The organism is Nonomuraea sp. NPDC049750 (assembly GCF_040659625.1).
In the GTDB taxonomy this organism is placed as follows: Bacteria; Actinomycetota; Actinomycetes; order Streptosporangiales; family Streptosporangiaceae; genus Nonomuraea.
Window position 1 is genome coordinate 149,388 of the sequence record NZ_JBFANB010000009.1, and the last position, 15,234, is coordinate 164,621.

The window sequence follows — 15,234 nt, forward strand, 5'->3', positions numbered from 1 at the left end:
ACCACCGTCCTGGCCGCACGGCCGGTGCCTTCCTGGCAGGAGCACCCACGAGTAACCCGATCAGCCTGTGAACTCCAGTTCGGCCCGGTCGCGGCTGCTGTACAGGTCCCAGTAGACCGAGGCGATGTCGCCCGCCTCCGCCGTGGGGAAGCCCGCCGGCGCGTTCGAGCCGATCCAGACGCTGATCGCCACGTGCGCGGCGTAGACGCCCCGCTCGGCCAGGACGCCGTTGAGGTTGAGCACCCAGTTGCGCAGGGCGGCGGCGGCCGCGTTGATGTTGCCCATCATCGGGTTCGGCGTGATGGAGCCGCCTCCCGTGGTGAACAGGAGGGTGCCGGCGCCGGCTTCGAGCATCGCGGGCAGCACCTGGTTGGCGGCGGTGACCGCGCCGTACAGGTAGTAGTCGATCTGTGGCTGGAGGTTGTCCACGGTCACCTCCAGCGGGCCGGCCATGGTGATGCCGGGGACCGGGGTGTGCGGGGCGGGGGAGTACTCCAGTACGTCGATGCCGCCGAAGTGGGCCGCCGCTTGGTCCAGAGCGGCGGCCAGGGCGGCGCGGTCCATGATGTCGGCGGGGAAGGCCGCCGCGGTGACGCCCGAGCCGGTGAGCTCGGCGACAAGCCCATCCAGTTTGTCCTTGCTCCGGGCGATCAGGGCGACGTCGAAGCCGTGTCCGCCGAAGAGCTTGGCGATGGACAGGCCCATACCGGGGCCGGCACCGACGATGGCGAGGGTAGGCATGATCAACTCCTTTGGGATAGAGGGAAGCGGACTCAGGCGATGGAGACCGCGAGCTTGCCCCGCGCGCCGGTGCCGAAGTCGGCGAACGCCTGGGCGACCTGGTCCAGCGGGTAGGTGGCGGTGATGGGCACCCGCAGGGCGCCCGTGGCGGCATCGGCGGCCAGCTTGTCCAAGGTGAGCTGGTTCGGGTCGGCCATCACCGAGGTGACGCTGACCTCATGACCGTTGACCTCCTGACCCTGGACCGCGTCGGGGCCGAAGCCGAGAGTGGAGGCGAGCCGGCCGCCCGGCCTCAGCAGAGCCGCCAGCTGAGCGCCGTCGCCGGCCAGGTGCAGCACCGCGTCCACCCCGTTCGGGGCCAGGGCGCGCACCTGCGCCTCCACTTCCCCGGTGAAGTCCACCAGGTGGATCTCGGCGTCGGTCAGCTCTCGTACGAAATCGCTCTCCGCACCCGGTCGCGCGGTGGCGAGCACCCGGGCGCCGCGAGCCACCGCGACCTGCACGGCGAGTGCGCCCACGCCGCCGGTGGCGCCGGAGATCAGGACGGTCTCGCCCTTCTGCGGGTCCACGGCGTCGACGCTGTCCAGAGCGGCCGTTCCGGCCAGTCCCAGCGCTCCGGCCGTAGCGGTCGAGAGCCCCTGGGGAATGTGCGCCACACCGTAGGCGGCGGACACGACAACGTACTCGGCAAGCGAGCCGGTGCCCAGGAACGGCTTCATCGCCACGCCGAAGACGTGGTCCCCGACGGCGAACCCCTCGGCGCTTTCGCCCACGGCCTCGACCGTGCCCGCGAAGTCCTTGCCCGGGATCAGCGGGTAGCGGTGCTCCATCATCTGCTGCAGGTAGCCGGCCGCGGTCGCCGCGTCGAAGCCGTTGATCGACGAAGCGGCGACCTTCACCAGCAGTTCACCGGCCTCTGGCCGGGGCGCGGCCACCTCGGTGACGGCGGGGCTCGCGGGGACGGAACTCAGGGCGACTGCGCGCATGGGTGACTCTCCTCAACTAATCGGAATGGCTTATCCGTTTGTTCTGTGCAGCGTAACAGCAGAATCGGATAGGCCATTCCGATTCTGTATGATGGCTTCATGAGCCCTGCCGCCCGCCGCGTCCCCGCTTCCCCAGACCCGTCGGCAGACCCTTCGACCCAGGGCCTGCGCATCGATGCCCGGCACAACCGCGATCGCATCCTGGCCGCGGCCCGGCGGGTCTACGCGCGCGACGGCATCGAGGCCTCGATGGCCTCCGTGGCGCGCGAGGCGGGCGTCGGAATCGCGACGCTCTTCCGGCATTTCTCCGCCCGCGAGGACCTCGTCGCGGCCGTCTTCGCCGACACCATGCAGACGTACGCCGATGCCGCCGCCACCGCGCTGGCCGACCCCGATCCCTGGCATGGATTCACCTGGTACATCGAGACCGTCTGCGGCATGCAGGCCGCGGATCGCGGTTTCTCCGAGGTGCTGACCATGACCTTTCCCAGCGCCAGGGCCATGGAGGCCAAACGGGACGAGGCCTACCGCGGCTTCAGCGAGCTGGTCGTCCGGGCCAAGGAAGCCGGTCGGCTGCGCCCCGACTTCACCACCGAGGACCTGGTCATCCTCCTGATGGCCAACGCCGGTGTCATCGCGGCCACGGCCGGCGCGGCCCCTGAGGCGTGGCGCCGGCTCGTCGGCTGCATGATCCAGTCCTACGCCGTCCCGGACCCCGCGAATCCCGAGCCCCTGCCGCCCGCGCCCACCCCGACGGCCCTGTACCGGGCGATGATCCGCTTGAGCCGCGCCCCCGCGGAACGCCGATGACCTCTTAGGCGCAGCCTTCGAACTGCGGCACTGAGGTGGATATCGAAAGACCCGTCGCGCCGAAGTGTTCGCGGAGAAGCTTGGGCGCCGTTCCGGACTGGTACATCGCGGTGATGGCCCGGTTGACCGCCTCGCATCCGGCTACGTCGCCATGGCGTAGGGCGACGCCGTACCGCTCCTCCGTGAAGGGGGCGTGGACGATGGTGTACGCGCCCTTGTCCCGGGCGGCGAACCCGGCCAGGATCAGGTCGCCGGTGGAGACCGCGTCCACCGCGCCGGATCTGAGGAGGTCCACACACTCGCTGTAGGTGCGGGCCGGGACCAGAACGGCGGCCACACCGCGGCCTTCAATGATCCGCGACGTGGAGATGGAGCCCTGGGCCTCGCACAGTTTGCGCCCCGCGAGATCTCGTACGTCGCCGATGTTCGTCGTTCCGTTGCGGACCAGGATGTCCTGCTGCGAGACGTAGTACGGCCCCGCGAACGTCACCTGCGTCTTGCGCGGTGGGCTGATGGAGTAGGTGGCCACCACCATGTCCGCCTCGCCGGAGTTCAGCTTGGCCTCCCGGCCTTCCGACGTCGTGGCGACGAAGGAGACCTTCTTCCCCAGGTGACCGGCCACATAGGTGGCCACGTCCACGTCGAAGCCCTCGAAGGTGCCCTGCTTGGTCCGCAGGCCCAGGCCGGGCTGGTCCGGCTTCACCGCGACGATCAGCTCGTCCTTGTCCAGGATGGACGGGGTATGGCGGAGGGCGCTCATCCCGCACCCGGCCGATGTCAGGGTGATGGCCGCTGCCACGGCGACTCGCGTGAGGCCGCCGAGTAACTCGCTCATCGCTCCTCCGGGGTGCGGGCCTGCCGACGCGAGCCCCACGGTAGGGAAGGACGATGAAGCAAGAGTGAACCAGCGGTGGCGGCACCCGGTCGAGATGATGACGGTGGACGTGGTTTCTAGGGCTTGAGGTCCCCGAGCTCTCTCACTCGGCCGAGCCAGGTCTCGGTGCCGCGCGGACGTGCGTGCGTTCGCCCTGTCTCCCGATGAGACTCAGGAACTCGACGGGACCGGCACTGGTGGCCCCGAACCAGTGCGGGGTGCGTGTGTCGAACTCCGCCGCCTCCCCGGGCTTGAGGATGAGGTCGTGTTCGCCGAGTACGAGGCGGAGCGTTCCGTTGAGGACATAGGCCCAGTCATAGCCCTCGTGGCTGCGCAGGTCGGGTTCGGCCTCGTCGCTTCCGGCCGGGAGGACGAACTTGTAGGCCTGGATCCCGCCGGGCCTCCGGGTCAGCGGCAGGATGACGGCGCCGTCGCCACGGGAGATGGGCCGCAGGTTGACGCGGGGGTCGCCGGTCGGCGGCGCGTCGACGAGCTCGTCGAGGGTGACCCCGTAGGCGCGAGCCAGCGGTAGCAGCTGCTCGAGCGTGGGACGTCGCAGGCCCGCCTCGAGCCGGGACAAGGTGCTGATGGAGATCCCGGTCTCCGCCGCGAGGTCGGCGAGTGTGACGTCCCGATGCAGCCGAAGGCGTTTCAACCTCGGTCCGACGGCGTCGAGAGTGCGGTCAATGGCTTCATCCATCCTGCCATTTTGCCATTTGGCAACAGCGTTTGCACAACCGCCTTGACGCTCAGCACCATGAGGAACGCACCCGCAGAGAGGGACGACCCATGGCCGGTAACTACACCATCCGACCGCGCCGGAGCCCACCGCTCCGGCGCCGATTCCCCCTGCCCTCACGAAAGGAATCCCGTGAGTACGAGCCCGTCCTCAGGCGCGAAAGCCCCCGGCCCGACCATCCAAGACCCACGGCAACGACGCACGATCTTGGCCGGCGTCTGCGTCGCGCTCATGGCCGTCATCGCTTCGGTGTCCGGGTTGAACGTCGCCCAGCCGGAGCTCAGCGTCGCCTTCGACACCTCGCAATCCCAGGTCCTGTGGTTCATCAACATCTACACCCTCACTCTGGCCGCGTTGCTCCTGCCGCTCGGCGCGCTGGGCGACCGGTGGGGCCGCCGGCCGGTGCTGCTCGCCGGCCTGCTCGTCTTCGGCGTGGCGAGCGCGGCGGCCGGCCTTGCCACATCGTCGGAGCTCATGCTCGCCGCGCGTTTCCTGAGCGGCGTAGGCGCGGCGATGATCATGCCGGCCACCCTCGCGGTCATCACCTCGACCTTCCCGGACGAGGAACGCGCCAAGGCGATCGGCGTGTGGACCGGCGTCGCCGGCGGCGGCGGCATCTTGGGGATGTACCTGTCGGCCATCCTGGTCGACCTGGCGAGCTGGCGGTGGCTCTTCGTCCTGCCGGTCGTGCTCGTCGTCGTCGCCATCGCCATGACGCTGCGATCCGTCCCGAACTCGCGTGAGGCGTCCGGGCACGGGTTCGACGCCGTCGGTTCGCTGTCGTCCGTGGTCGCGGTGGTCGGGCTCGTCTTCTTCCTCCAGGAGGGTCCCGAACGAGGCTGGACCGCGCCCGCGACACTACTGAGCCTCCTCGTCGGCGTCATCGCCGCCGCCGGATTCGTGGCATGGGAGCTACGCCGCCCGGCGCCACTCCTCGACGTCCGCCTGTTCCGCGAGCGAGGTCTCGCGAGCGGTTCCGTGTCGCTCCTGGCCGTCTTCGGCGTGCAGGCAGGGATCTTCGTGGTCCTCTTCCCGTACTTCCAAGCGGTGCTCGGCTGGTCCGGCCTGCGCTCCACCCTGGCCCTCATGCCGATGGCGCTGCTGATGATGTTCGCCTCCGGCCTCGCCCCGAGGGTGGCCGCGCGCGTCGGCGGCCGCTCGACGATGGCCTCGGGGATCTTCCTGGGTGGCGCGGGGCTGGTCCTCATGGCCACCTTCGTCTCCGTCGACGGCGGCTACCTGTCGATCCTCCCCGGCATGCTCGCCATGGGACTCGGCATGGGTTTGACGATGACGCCCGCCACCGAGGCCATCACCACCGCCCTGCCGCGTGCGCGTCAAGGCGCCGCGTCCGCGCTCAACGACGTCACCCGGGAATTCGGCACCGCGCTCGGTGTCGCGCTGCTCGGAGCGGTCCTGACCGCCGGATACCGCGGCGCCATCGACGCCCGCCTCGACGGAGTGCCGGGCGCCGACACCGCCCGCGAGGGCGTCGTCAACGCCATCACGGCCGCCGACGGGGCCGGCCCCCAGGCGCGGGCGCTGATCCGAGCCGCCCAGGAGTCCTTCGTCGACGGCTGGCAGCAGGCCATGTGGGCGGGCGCGGCGGTCATGGCGGTCCTGTTCGTCTACGTTCTCGCGCGAGGTCCGCGGCAACGTACCCAGGGCTCCAGTAACGACAGCCGGGAATCCATTCCTGTCCGGGGGAGTGCTCAAAAGGCAAGTCGAATCGATTCGACTTGACCATAGGCGTCTCTTGGCGCGGTGGTCAAGAGCCAGGAAACGGTCGCGACATGCCGCCGTCTCGCGGACCGGGCCGGATCGGACCCAGAGTGAGTCTCAGGCGGTGTCGTCAGGCGCGGGGCCGGGCGGGCCCGGTCGTGGCGCGCAGCGAGATCGGCGGGGCGATCAGCAGGTGGCGGTGCGGGGTGGCCGGGTCGGCGATGCGCTGGATGAGCAGCTCGACGGCGCGGGCGCCCATCTCGTCGGCGGGGACGTCGGCGGCGGTGAGCGGCGGGTGCAGGTTCTCGGCCCAGTGCTGGGCGGCGACACCGGCGATGGAGAAGTCTCCGGGCACGGTCAAGCCCGTCTCGGCCAGCGCGCGGTACATGCCGGACACCGCCGCCTCGTTGATGGTGGCGATGGCGGTCAGCTCCGGATGGTCGGCGAGCAGCTGCCGCAGGCAGCTCTGTCCGGCCTGGGCGTCGTCGGCGCAGCAGACCCGCACGCCGTGCAGGCCGCGTTCGGCGATGGCGCGATCGAAGCCGGCCTGCGCGCGGTGGCCCGGCCCGTAGCCGGCGGCGACCAGCTCGGCGTTGCGGTTGACCAGCGCCAGGTGCCGGTGGCCGAGGTCGGCCAGGTGGTGGACGCACTTGGCGATGAGCGTCTCGTAGTCGATGTCCACCCAGGACATGTCCTCCGGGCGGCGGGTACGGCCGATGCCGACGAACGGCGGGCCGCTCTCCAGCAGCCGGGTCACCCGGTCGTCCTCCAGCCGGATCTCCATCAGGATGACGCCGTCCACGCGCCGCCCGGTGACGACGCGCTCGAAGGAGCGGTCGTGCTCGCCGCCCGAGGGTGACAGCAGGACGTCGAGGTCGGCGCGGGCGGCGGCGTCGACCACACTGGCCACGAAGCCGAGCTGCATATCGGTCAGGCGCTGGCTGGCCGGCGGGATGACCAGGCCGATGGTGCGGGTGCGGCCCTCCTTGAGCGCCCTGGCGGCGGCGTTGGGCCGGTAGCCCAGCTCGTCGATGACGGCCTGGATGCGGCGCTTGGTCTCCTCCGACACCGGGCGCTTGCCGGTGAGCGCGTACGAGACGGTGCTGCGCGACACGCCCGCCCGCTTGGCGATCTCTCCGATGTTCACCCGTGCTCCTCGTCCGATCCGCCGCCCGGCGACCATGGTAGGTCGAACCGGTTCACGAGATGGTACGTCCTCGGAGTCCGTGACGAGGATATGCCGCCTGCCGCGCATCCCCCACGACATCCCGGTGATCCAGTCGCACCTCCCATTGACTCTCGCGGGAAGCGGGCCTATCTTCAGCGAATCGGTTCGGCGAATCGATTCGACCCGGCCGGGAGACGGCCGCGTAACGCCTGTCAGCGGAGGTCAGCCCAATGAGAGCAGCGGCAAGGAGCCGGCGTGTGGCCGGCGCGAGTCTGGCGGCCCTGGCCGCCGTGGGCGGGCTGGTCGCCTGCTCGTCATCGCCCGAAAACGGCAACGGTGCTTCGGCGAGCGCGAGCCCGGCCGCCGGAGGCGGGACCTACACGGTCTGGGACCCCTATCCGCAGTACGACAAGAGCTCGGATTGGGTGAAGCTGCTGGAGAAGTGCGGCACCGATGCCGGCGTCAAGGTCGAGCGCACCGGTTACGACACCAGCGACCTGACCAACAAGGCGCTGCTGGCCGCTCAGCAGGGCAACTCGCCGGACGTGCTCATCGTCGACAATCCCGTCGTTTCCACGCTGGCCGAGGCAGGCGTTCTCACCACCACCGAGGAGAACAAGCTCGACGTCACGGCGATCGCGCCGAACCTGCTGGCCGCCGGTCAGAGCGGCGGCAAGACCTACGGCGTCCCGATCGGCGCCAACACCCTCGCCCTGTACTACAACAAGGACGTCCTGAAGAAGGCCGGGGTGGACATCGCCTCGGTGAAGGACTGGGCGTCGCTGACCGGGGCGCTGGAGAAGGTGAAGGCGTCCGGCAAGAAGGGCATCACGTTCTCGGCGATCGGCACCGAGGAGGGCAGCTTCCAGTTCCTGCCCTGGTTCTGGGGCTCCGGCGCGAACCTCACCAAGCTCGACTCGCCCGAGGGCGTGTCGGCGGTGGCGCTGTGGAGCGACTGGCTGAAGAAGGGGTACGCCCCCAACTCGGTCATCAACAACACCCAGACGACGAGCTGGCAGGAGTTCGCGAGCGGCGACTTCGCCTTCGCCGAGAACGGCACCTGGCAGCTGGCCAACGCCAAGAAGGCCGGTTTCGCGTACGGCATCATCCCGGTCCCCGCCAAGGGCGGCGGCACCGCGCCCGCGCCCACCGGCGGCGAGTTCGTCAGCATCCCCGTACAGTCCGACACCGCCCGCTACGCCACCTCGCAGAAGCTGGTGACCTGCCTGACCAGCGCCGACAACTCGCTCACCACGACCACCACGCTGTCCTACATCGCGCCCACGGAGGCGGTGCAGGCCAAGCAGGTGGCTGCCACACCCGACCTGCGGGTGTGGGTGGAGGCGGTCAAGGCGGCCAAGGGCCGCACCAGCGACGACCTGGGCACCAAGTACCCGAAGATCTCCGAGCCCATGTGGGGCGCGGTGCAGGCGGCGCTGAGCGGGTCGAAGTCTCCCCAGGAGGCGATGGCGGCGGCGCAGTCGTCGGCGGCGAGCGCGATCCAGTAGCAGCATGAGCCGAGCCATCCAGAAACCTGTGCGTACCGCCCGGACGACGGCACGAAATCGCCGGGCGGCACGGATTCATCAGGCGGCACGGAGCCGCCGGGCGGCACGCGCGCGGTCCGGCCAGTGGGCCGCCTGGGCCTTCCTCGCCCCGGTCGTGCTGTACCTGCTGGTCTTCTACGCCTATCCGCTCTACCGCAATATCGAGCTGAGCCTGCGTAACTACACCGTGCGCTCCTTCGTGCGGGGCGATGCCCCGTTCGCCGGGTTCGCCAACTACGCGAGAGTGTTCGCCGACGCGACCTTCGGGCCCGCGCTGTGGCACACGGTGGTGTTCACGCTGGTCTCACTGGCCTTCCAGTTCGCCATCGGGCTCGCGCTGGCGTTGTTCTTCCTGAAGAACTTCCGGCTTTCGGCCACGCTGCGCGGGTTGTTCCTGGTGCCGTGGCTGCTGCCGCTGATCGTGTCCGCCTCGACCTGGTCGTGGATGCTCAACAGCGACTCCGGCGTGGTCAACGCGGCGCTGTCGTGGCTCGGCATCGGCCCGGTGAACTGGCTGACCTCGCCGGACTGGTCGCTGTGGTCGGTCATCATCGCCAACATCTGGATCGGCATCCCGTTCAACCTGGTGGTGCTGTACTCGGGGCTGCAGGCGATCTCGCCGGCCATCTACGAGGCCGCCGCGCTGGACGGCGCCAACGGCTGGCAGCGCTTCTGGCGGGTCACGTTCCCGCTGCTGCGGCCGGTGTCGGCGATCACGCTGCTGCTCGGGCTGGTCTACACGCTGAAGGTGTTCGACATCATCTGGATCATGACCAAGGGCGGGCCGAGCGGGGCCTCGACCACGTTCGCCACCTGGTCCTATCGGCTCGGGTTCGGCAACCTGGTGCCCTCCTTCGGTCCCGGCGCCGCCGTCGGGAACCTGCTCATCGTCATGGCGCTGGTCTTCGGCCTGGTCTACATACGCGCACAGCGAAGGCAGGCGCCGGCATGAGGCATTTCAAGACCGTGATCGGGCTGGTGCTGACCGGCGTGATGCTGTTCCCGGTCTACTGGATGATCAACGTGTCGTTCACCCGCGACCAGGACATGCGCAGGACCAACTGGTTCCCCGTCAACGGCACCCTGGACGGTTACCGGGCGGTGCTGGACCAGCAGCTGCCCTACCTGGGGGTGAGCCTGGTCGTCGGGCTCGGCACGGTGGCGCTGACCCTGGTGCTCGCGGCGCCGGCCGCGTACTCGCTGGCCAAGCTGCGCCCGCGCGGCGGCGGGGCGCTGAGCTTCGTGCTGCTCATCGCGCAGATGATCCCCGGGATCATCATGGCGATGGGCTTCTACGCCATCTTCCTGTCCAGCGGCGTGCTCAACACCGTTCCCGGACTGATCGTGGCCGACTCCACCCTCGCCGTGCCGTTCGCGGTGCTGATCCTGACCACGTTCATGTCCGGCATTCCGGAGGAGTTGCTGCAGGCCGCCCGTACCGACGGCGCCGGGGTGGTGCGTACGTTCGTCTCGATCGTGCTGCCCGTCAGCCGCAACTCGCTCATCACCGTGTCGCTGTTCGCGTTCCTGTGGGCGTGGTCGGACTTCATCTTCGCCTCCACCCTGGACCAGGGCGGCGACCACCAGCCGATCACCCTCGGCATCTACCACTACATCGGCAACAACAACCAGGAATGGAACGCCATCATGGCGACCGCCGTGATCGCCTCCGTCCCCGCCACCATCCTGCTCGTCGTCGCCCAGCGCTATGTCGCCGCCGGCGTCACCGCGGGCGCCGTCAAAGACTGAGAAGGGACCTTTCACTCCATGACCGTCGCCGCTTCAGGCCCGGTGTTCTCCCTGCGGGACATCCCGTTCAGCTTCCACGGCTCCTGGTTCGGCTTCTCGCCCGTGGTGGCGGAGCAGACCTACGCCGAGGACGTGCACCTGGTCTCGCACCAGACCGGCATGCACGCGATCCTGCGGCTGATCCCCAGCGCCGAGAGCGTCGTCACGGCCACCCCGCATCAGCTCACCTGGCGCCGTGACGACGGCCGGATCGACCTCGCCTACGACGGCCCCGACACGGTACGGGTCAGAGGCCGCGGCCTAGGGCTCCGCCTGCTGGCCGCCGATCCCGTCCTGACGCCGTTCAGCGGCCCGTACTTCTACCAGGACCCCGTCGACGGCTCGTACGTCTTCACCGTCTACCAGACCGGCCGCCGCTACCGGATCACGCTCCTCGGCGGGCAGGTCGAACACCGCGGCACGCAGGCGCTGGGCACCGCCGAACGTGGTCTCCTCCTCAGCGGCGAGTGGGAGATCGCCATCGAGGAGTACGAGACCGCCCGCGCCCCCTACACCAGCGGCGACGCCTTCGAGCAGGTCGCCAAGGCGGCGCGGGCGGAGTTCGACGCGTTCGCCACGGCGGTCGCGCCCTGGCGTAGCGACCGCACGCCCGCCGCCGAGCTGGCCGCCTACGTGCTGTGGTCGGCCACCGTCCGCCCCGCCGGGTTCGTCACCCGGCCCGCCGTGCTCATGTCCAAGCACTGGATGGACAAGGTGTGGAGCTGGGACCATTGCTTCAACGCCCTCGCCCTCGCCGGTGGCCTGCCGGAGCTGGCCTGGCACCAGTACCGGCTGCCCTTCGACCACCAGGACGCCGCCGGCGCGCTGCCCGACTCCGTCACCCACTCCGAGATTCTGTACAACTTCGTCAAGCCGCCCATCCACGGCTGGACCCTGCGTCACCTCCCTGCCGCGCCCGACCCGGCCGAGGTCTATCGGCTGCTGGAACGCTGGACCGTCTTCTGGCTCGACGCCCGCCGTGCCCGTGGCCGTGAGCTGCCGCACTATCAGCACGGCAACGACAGCGGCTGGGACAACGCCACCACCTTCGACCCCGAGCGGGTCGTCGAGACCGCTGACCTGGCCGCCTTCCTCATCCTGCAGATGCGCGAGCTGGCCCGCCTGGCACCCGACCCCGGCGCGTCCGCCAAGTGGACCGAACAGGCCGACCGGATGCGTGACGCGCTCCTGGCCGAACTGTGGGACGGCGAGCGATTCGTCGCCCGCGGCGCGCACTCACGACGTACCTGGTCCAGCTCCAGCCTGCTCGACCTCATGCCGATCGTGCTGGGGGAGGAGCTGCCGCGACCCGTCCGGGCGGCGCTGGCCGCCCGGATCGAGCGGCACCTGACCGCGTTCGGGCCCGCCACCGAGCTGCCCGCCTCGGAGCACTACCAGGATGACGGTTACTGGCGCGGCCCTATCTGGGCGCCCTCGACCGTGCTGATCGAGGACGGTCTGCGCCGCGCCGGATTCCCGGATCTGGCGGACGAGATCAGCACCCGATTCCGCGCGTTGTGCGAGAAATCGGGATTCGCGGAGAACTTCGACGCCCGTACCGGCGCCGGCCTGCGCGACCGCGCCTACACCTGGACGGCCAGCGCGTACCTCATTCTCGCCGCGGCCCACGAGCGGCGGGGTGCCAAGCCCGCACCCGTCACCGGCCCCAGAGCCGCCAGGTCTGGTTGAGCGGGCTGGCCTGGCCGACCGGGTTGCAGGTCCACTGGTGAATGGGCGCTCTGGGGGCGGTCGAGATGGTGCTGACGTCGACGCACTTGCCGCTGTGGCGGGCGACGAGCTGATAGTCCCGGGGATCATTGCCCCCGTAGGTCACCTTGCGCAGGGCGAACTGCTGGTTCTGCGCCCCATCGGCACAGGTCCGCTGGCTCACCGGCGCGCCGTCGGTGGTGGCCGCCGCGTTCACCTCAAGGCACTTCCCGCTCTGCTGGTTGACCAGTGTGTACGTGCCGCTCACGCCGGTCACCGGCCGGAAGTTCCACAGCTGCTGGTCGCCGCCCTCGCAGGGGAACTGCTGCTGCACGTTGCCGTCGGCCGTGCTCAGGTCGGTGTTGTCCAGGCATTGCTGGGAGTGCTGCGCGACCGCCACGGACTGGAAGCCGCCGTCCGACGGCGGCAGCAGGGTGACGGTGAACGTGTCGTCGGCGTTGGTGTGCGGCAGGTTCAGTGTGATCGCGTTCCCCGACAGCGTCAGGACCGTGTTCTGCACGGTGATCGGCCCCTGGACCGCGCCGCCGCCATTGTACGGGACGCGCTGCACGAGCGCGCGGACCTGGTTGTTCTGCACGATGCCGCTGGTGGTGTCGAGACGGCGCAGACCGACGGCGATGTTGCCGGTCGTCCCGCCCCCGCCCACCAGGATCTTGGCCACGCCGGCCGTCTTGGTGGCGAAGGCGTCGTAGGCGGCGCTCGGGGTCGTCGAGACGATCTGGCCGCTCTGGGAGGCGTAGAAGCGGTAGACCCACCATTCGCCCTTGGGCAGGTGCCGGCCGGCGCTGTCGCGGACGAGCAGGTTGCCCAGATCGTTGTGCAGGTTGCCGGCGCTCGCCCAGTTCGCGCGCAACCCGTCGGCGCCCGCGCGCTCCAGCCGGGCGATGTACCACGACCCGTCTCCCGGGTTCTGCTCGTTGGACGCGCCGTACTCGTTGATCTGGTACGGGCGCGGGTGCGGGATGCCGCGCGGGTCGAGGGTGGCGTTGGCGGCCGCCACGTTGGCCACCGGGTCGCCGGGCAGGGAGTGCCAGCTGACGATGTCGGGGATGACGTTGTTGGCGCGGACGAAGTCGAGGTAGCCGTTCCACCAGGCGTTCGTCGTGGAGGGCACGCAGGCGCAGCTCGGTCCGACGATCAGCTGGTTCGGGAAGGCGGCCCGGATGCGCTGGTAACTGCGCCGCCACAGCTCGAAGTACTGGGCTTGCGGGCGGTTCCAGAACAGGGAGATGTTCGGCTCGTTCCAGATGTCCCACTGAACGGTGATTCCGGCGGTTCGTACGTCGTTGATCAGGCGGGTGAGGAAGGCGTCGTAGTCGGACCAGTTGCCGTTGTCGCCCGGAAAGCGGGAGATCGGGTACCCGTCCGCGCCCCATAAATCATGCGGAAGGATGATGAACTGGCCGCCCAGCGAGATCGTCCGCCGGGCCTGGGCCAGCGTCGCGTTCCACCTGCGGTCGTAGGCGCCCGACACCCAGCCGCCGGGGGAGCCGAGCTGCGCGCCACCGGCGCGCATGTACCGGAACTTGACGTCACGGTAGAAGTGATCCGCCGGTCCGGACGCGTTCTCCGTCATGCCGTAGATCCACCCGGACGCGCGGTAGGTAGGGGCGCCGCCGGCCGTGGCGAAGTCGATGCTGATGGATTCGTCCGCGGCGTGGGCCGGCGCCGGGACGGTGAAGGCGATGAGCATCCCGGCCAGGAGTCCGGAGACGCGAGCGAGCCGTCTACCGGGCGGTCGTGGGGTTGCCGTGAACATGTGCGGCTCCTTCGGAATCAATTCGACAGCTGGGCCCGTGCGTATAGCCGGGCTTTCGCCCATCGCAAGGACGCTTTTGGAGGGCTATAACGAATCGATTCGACCGGAGCGTAGATCCGGCATCGAAGGTGTGTCAATGGTCTTCATGTCCCGCGTTCTTCACGCGGGCCACGGCGGTCAGGATCGCTGACCGCCGTGGAGACACGGTCTTCGGGCCACCCGATCACGGTGTGGACGCCATCCGGGAGTCGCCCGCGACGGAGCCCTGGACGCGCGTGGGCGCAGGGGTCATTCCTCGACGGTGATGGCCAGGGCGGGGCAGACCATGGCGGCCTGCTGGACGTCCGTCATCTGTTTAAATCAAGCGATTGATTTAAAGTTTAGCGAGGGATGGGTGGCTGTCAAACGGCGGGTAGGGCCGTTGATCGGCCTATTGCATAAGCTGTCCTTCCATCACGCCTCGCCGTGCACGGCCGAGGACCTGCGACGACCTGAGGGACTCGGCCGTCGCGGGCTGCGCGAAGTCCCGGTGCGGTAGAAGACGACGATCATGAAGATGACACGAGACGAGCAGGTCAGCGCGACGCGGGAAGCCCTGCTCGCCGCGGCCGAGCGGCTGTACGCCGAACGCGGGGTGCACGCCGTCGGCAACCGCCAGATCAGCGAGGCCGCCGGGCAGGGCAACAACGCCGCGGTCAGCTACCACTTCGGCACCAAGGCCGACCTGATCCGCGCGATCGCCCGCAAGCACGCCGGGCATATCGAGCGCATCCGCGAACGCATGATGACCGGCATCGGCGACTCCGCCGACCCGCGGGACTGGGCGTCGTGCCTGGTCCGCCCCTTCGCCGAACACCTGGAGACCCTGGGCAGCCCCACCTGGTACGCCCGGTTCACCGCGCAGGTCATGGCCGACCCCGCGCTCAACGCGGTCATGGTCGACGAAGCCCTGACGGCCGCCCCGATCTTGCGGTTGTTCCGGGACGGCCTGGCCCGGTCCCTGCCCGCCCTGCCCGACGAGATCCGCCGCGAACGCGTCACCATGGCCCGCCACCTCATCGTGCAGATGTGCGTCGAGCGGGAACGCGCCCTCGTCGACGACGCGCCCACCCTCCATCCGACCTGGGACGACTTGGCCACCAGCCTGATCGACGCGATCGTCGGCCTGTGGCAGGCCCCGGTGACACCCCGCTCGTAACCGGCCCGCCGTCTGCCCAGCCCGCCGACCAGGCGATACGGCAGGCTGCGCCGGATGGTGACCGCGACCCCGAGGCGTTCACCGACCCGGACCGGTTGGACATCCAGCGCGATGCCCGCCGCCACGTGGCCTTCGGGTTCGGCGTGCACCAGTGCCTGGGTCAGCCACTGGCAC

The 15,234-nt window shown here is 69.6% G+C and carries 13 protein-coding genes and 1 pseudogene; 8 read left to right on the top strand and 6 right to left on the bottom strand.

Annotated features, from left to right (window positions below):
- Positions 1 to 60: 60 nt before the first annotated feature.
- Positions 61 to 741 (bottom strand): SDR family NAD(P)-dependent oxidoreductase, encoded by a 681-nt coding sequence (locus AB0J16_RS24545; RefSeq protein ID WP_358543413.1) that lies wholly within the window; start codon positions 739 to 741, stop codon positions 61 to 63.
- 32 nt (positions 742 to 773) lie between these two features.
- Positions 774 to 1,727 (bottom strand): NADP-dependent oxidoreductase, encoded by a 954-nt coding sequence (locus AB0J16_RS24550; protein ID WP_358543415.1) that lies wholly within the window; start codon positions 1,725 to 1,727, stop codon positions 774 to 776.
- A gap of 99 nt (positions 1,728 to 1,826) precedes the next feature.
- Here AB0J16_RS24550 and AB0J16_RS24555 point away from each other — a divergent pair, with 99 nt between their 5' ends.
- Positions 1,827 to 2,537, top strand: coding sequence for a helix-turn-helix domain-containing protein (locus tag AB0J16_RS24555; protein ID WP_357960600.1), 711 nt, complete (start codon positions 1,827 to 1,829; stop codon positions 2,535 to 2,537).
- Between the two features lie 4 nt (positions 2,538 to 2,541).
- Here AB0J16_RS24555 and AB0J16_RS24560 read toward each other — a convergent pair whose 3' ends face one another.
- Positions 2,542 to 3,372 (bottom strand): glutamate ABC transporter substrate-binding protein, encoded by an 831-nt coding sequence (locus AB0J16_RS24560; protein ID WP_358543417.1) that lies wholly within the window; start codon positions 3,370 to 3,372, stop codon positions 2,542 to 2,544.
- Positions 3,373 to 3,514: 142 nt separating this feature from the next.
- Complete coding sequence (locus AB0J16_RS24565; RefSeq protein ID WP_358543419.1) at positions 3,515 to 4,111, bottom strand: XRE family transcriptional regulator; 597 nt, start codon at positions 4,109 to 4,111, stop codon at positions 3,515 to 3,517.
- A gap of 57 nt (positions 4,112 to 4,168) precedes the next feature.
- Here AB0J16_RS24565 and AB0J16_RS24570 point away from each other — a divergent pair, with 57 nt between their 5' ends.
- Complete coding sequence (locus AB0J16_RS24570; protein ID WP_358543421.1) at positions 4,169 to 5,893, top strand: MFS transporter; 1,725 nt, start codon at positions 4,169 to 4,171, stop codon at positions 5,891 to 5,893.
- Positions 5,894 to 6,002: 109 nt separating this feature from the next.
- Here the strand turns inward: AB0J16_RS24570 and AB0J16_RS24575 are convergent, their stop codons facing one another.
- On the bottom strand, positions 6,003 to 7,019 hold the full coding sequence (locus tag AB0J16_RS24575) for a LacI family DNA-binding transcriptional regulator (protein ID WP_358543423.1): 1,017 nt from the start codon (positions 7,017 to 7,019) through the stop codon (positions 6,003 to 6,005).
- Between the two features lie 278 nt (positions 7,020 to 7,297).
- Here AB0J16_RS24575 and AB0J16_RS24580 point away from each other — a divergent pair, with 278 nt between their 5' ends.
- The 4 genes from AB0J16_RS24580 to AB0J16_RS24595 are packed head-to-tail and all read left to right on the top strand — an operon-like array spanning position 7,298 to position 12,064.
- Positions 7,298 to 8,548, top strand: coding sequence for a sugar ABC transporter substrate-binding protein (locus AB0J16_RS24580; RefSeq protein ID WP_358543425.1), 1,251 nt, complete (start codon positions 7,298 to 7,300; stop codon positions 8,546 to 8,548).
- Positions 8,549 to 8,552: 4 nt separating this feature from the next.
- Positions 8,553 to 9,539, top strand: a complete 987-nt coding sequence (locus AB0J16_RS24585; RefSeq protein ID WP_358543428.1) for a sugar ABC transporter permease — start codon at positions 8,553 to 8,555, stop codon at positions 9,537 to 9,539.
- On the top strand, positions 9,536 to 10,336 hold the full coding sequence (locus tag AB0J16_RS24590) for a carbohydrate ABC transporter permease (RefSeq protein ID WP_358543430.1): 801 nt from the start codon (positions 9,536 to 9,538) through the stop codon (positions 10,334 to 10,336). The genes AB0J16_RS24585 and AB0J16_RS24590 overlap by 4 nt, the downstream gene beginning before the upstream one ends.
- A gap of 18 nt (positions 10,337 to 10,354) precedes the next feature.
- Positions 10,355 to 12,064 (top strand): hypothetical protein, encoded by a 1,710-nt coding sequence (locus AB0J16_RS24595; protein ID WP_358543432.1) that lies wholly within the window; start codon positions 10,355 to 10,357, stop codon positions 12,062 to 12,064.
- Here the strand turns inward: AB0J16_RS24595 and AB0J16_RS24600 are convergent.
- A complete protein-coding gene (locus AB0J16_RS24600) occupies positions 12,033 to 13,862 on the bottom strand; it encodes an RICIN domain-containing protein (protein ID WP_358543434.1) in 1,830 nt (609 codons plus the stop codon). The two genes, AB0J16_RS24595 and AB0J16_RS24600, sit on opposite strands and share 32 nt — an antisense overlap.
- Before the next feature lie 556 nt (positions 13,863 to 14,418).
- On the opposite strand from AB0J16_RS24600, the gene AB0J16_RS24605 reads away from it, so the two are divergent.
- Positions 14,419 to 15,060 (top strand): TetR family transcriptional regulator, encoded by a 642-nt coding sequence (locus AB0J16_RS24605; RefSeq protein WP_358543933.1) that lies wholly within the window; start codon positions 14,419 to 14,421, stop codon positions 15,058 to 15,060.
- A 59-nt stretch (positions 15,061 to 15,119) separates the two neighbouring features.
- A pseudogene (locus AB0J16_RS24610) lies at positions 15,120 to 15,233 on the top strand (cytochrome P450); the annotation flags it as partial.
- Position 15,234: the final 1 nt, after the last annotated feature.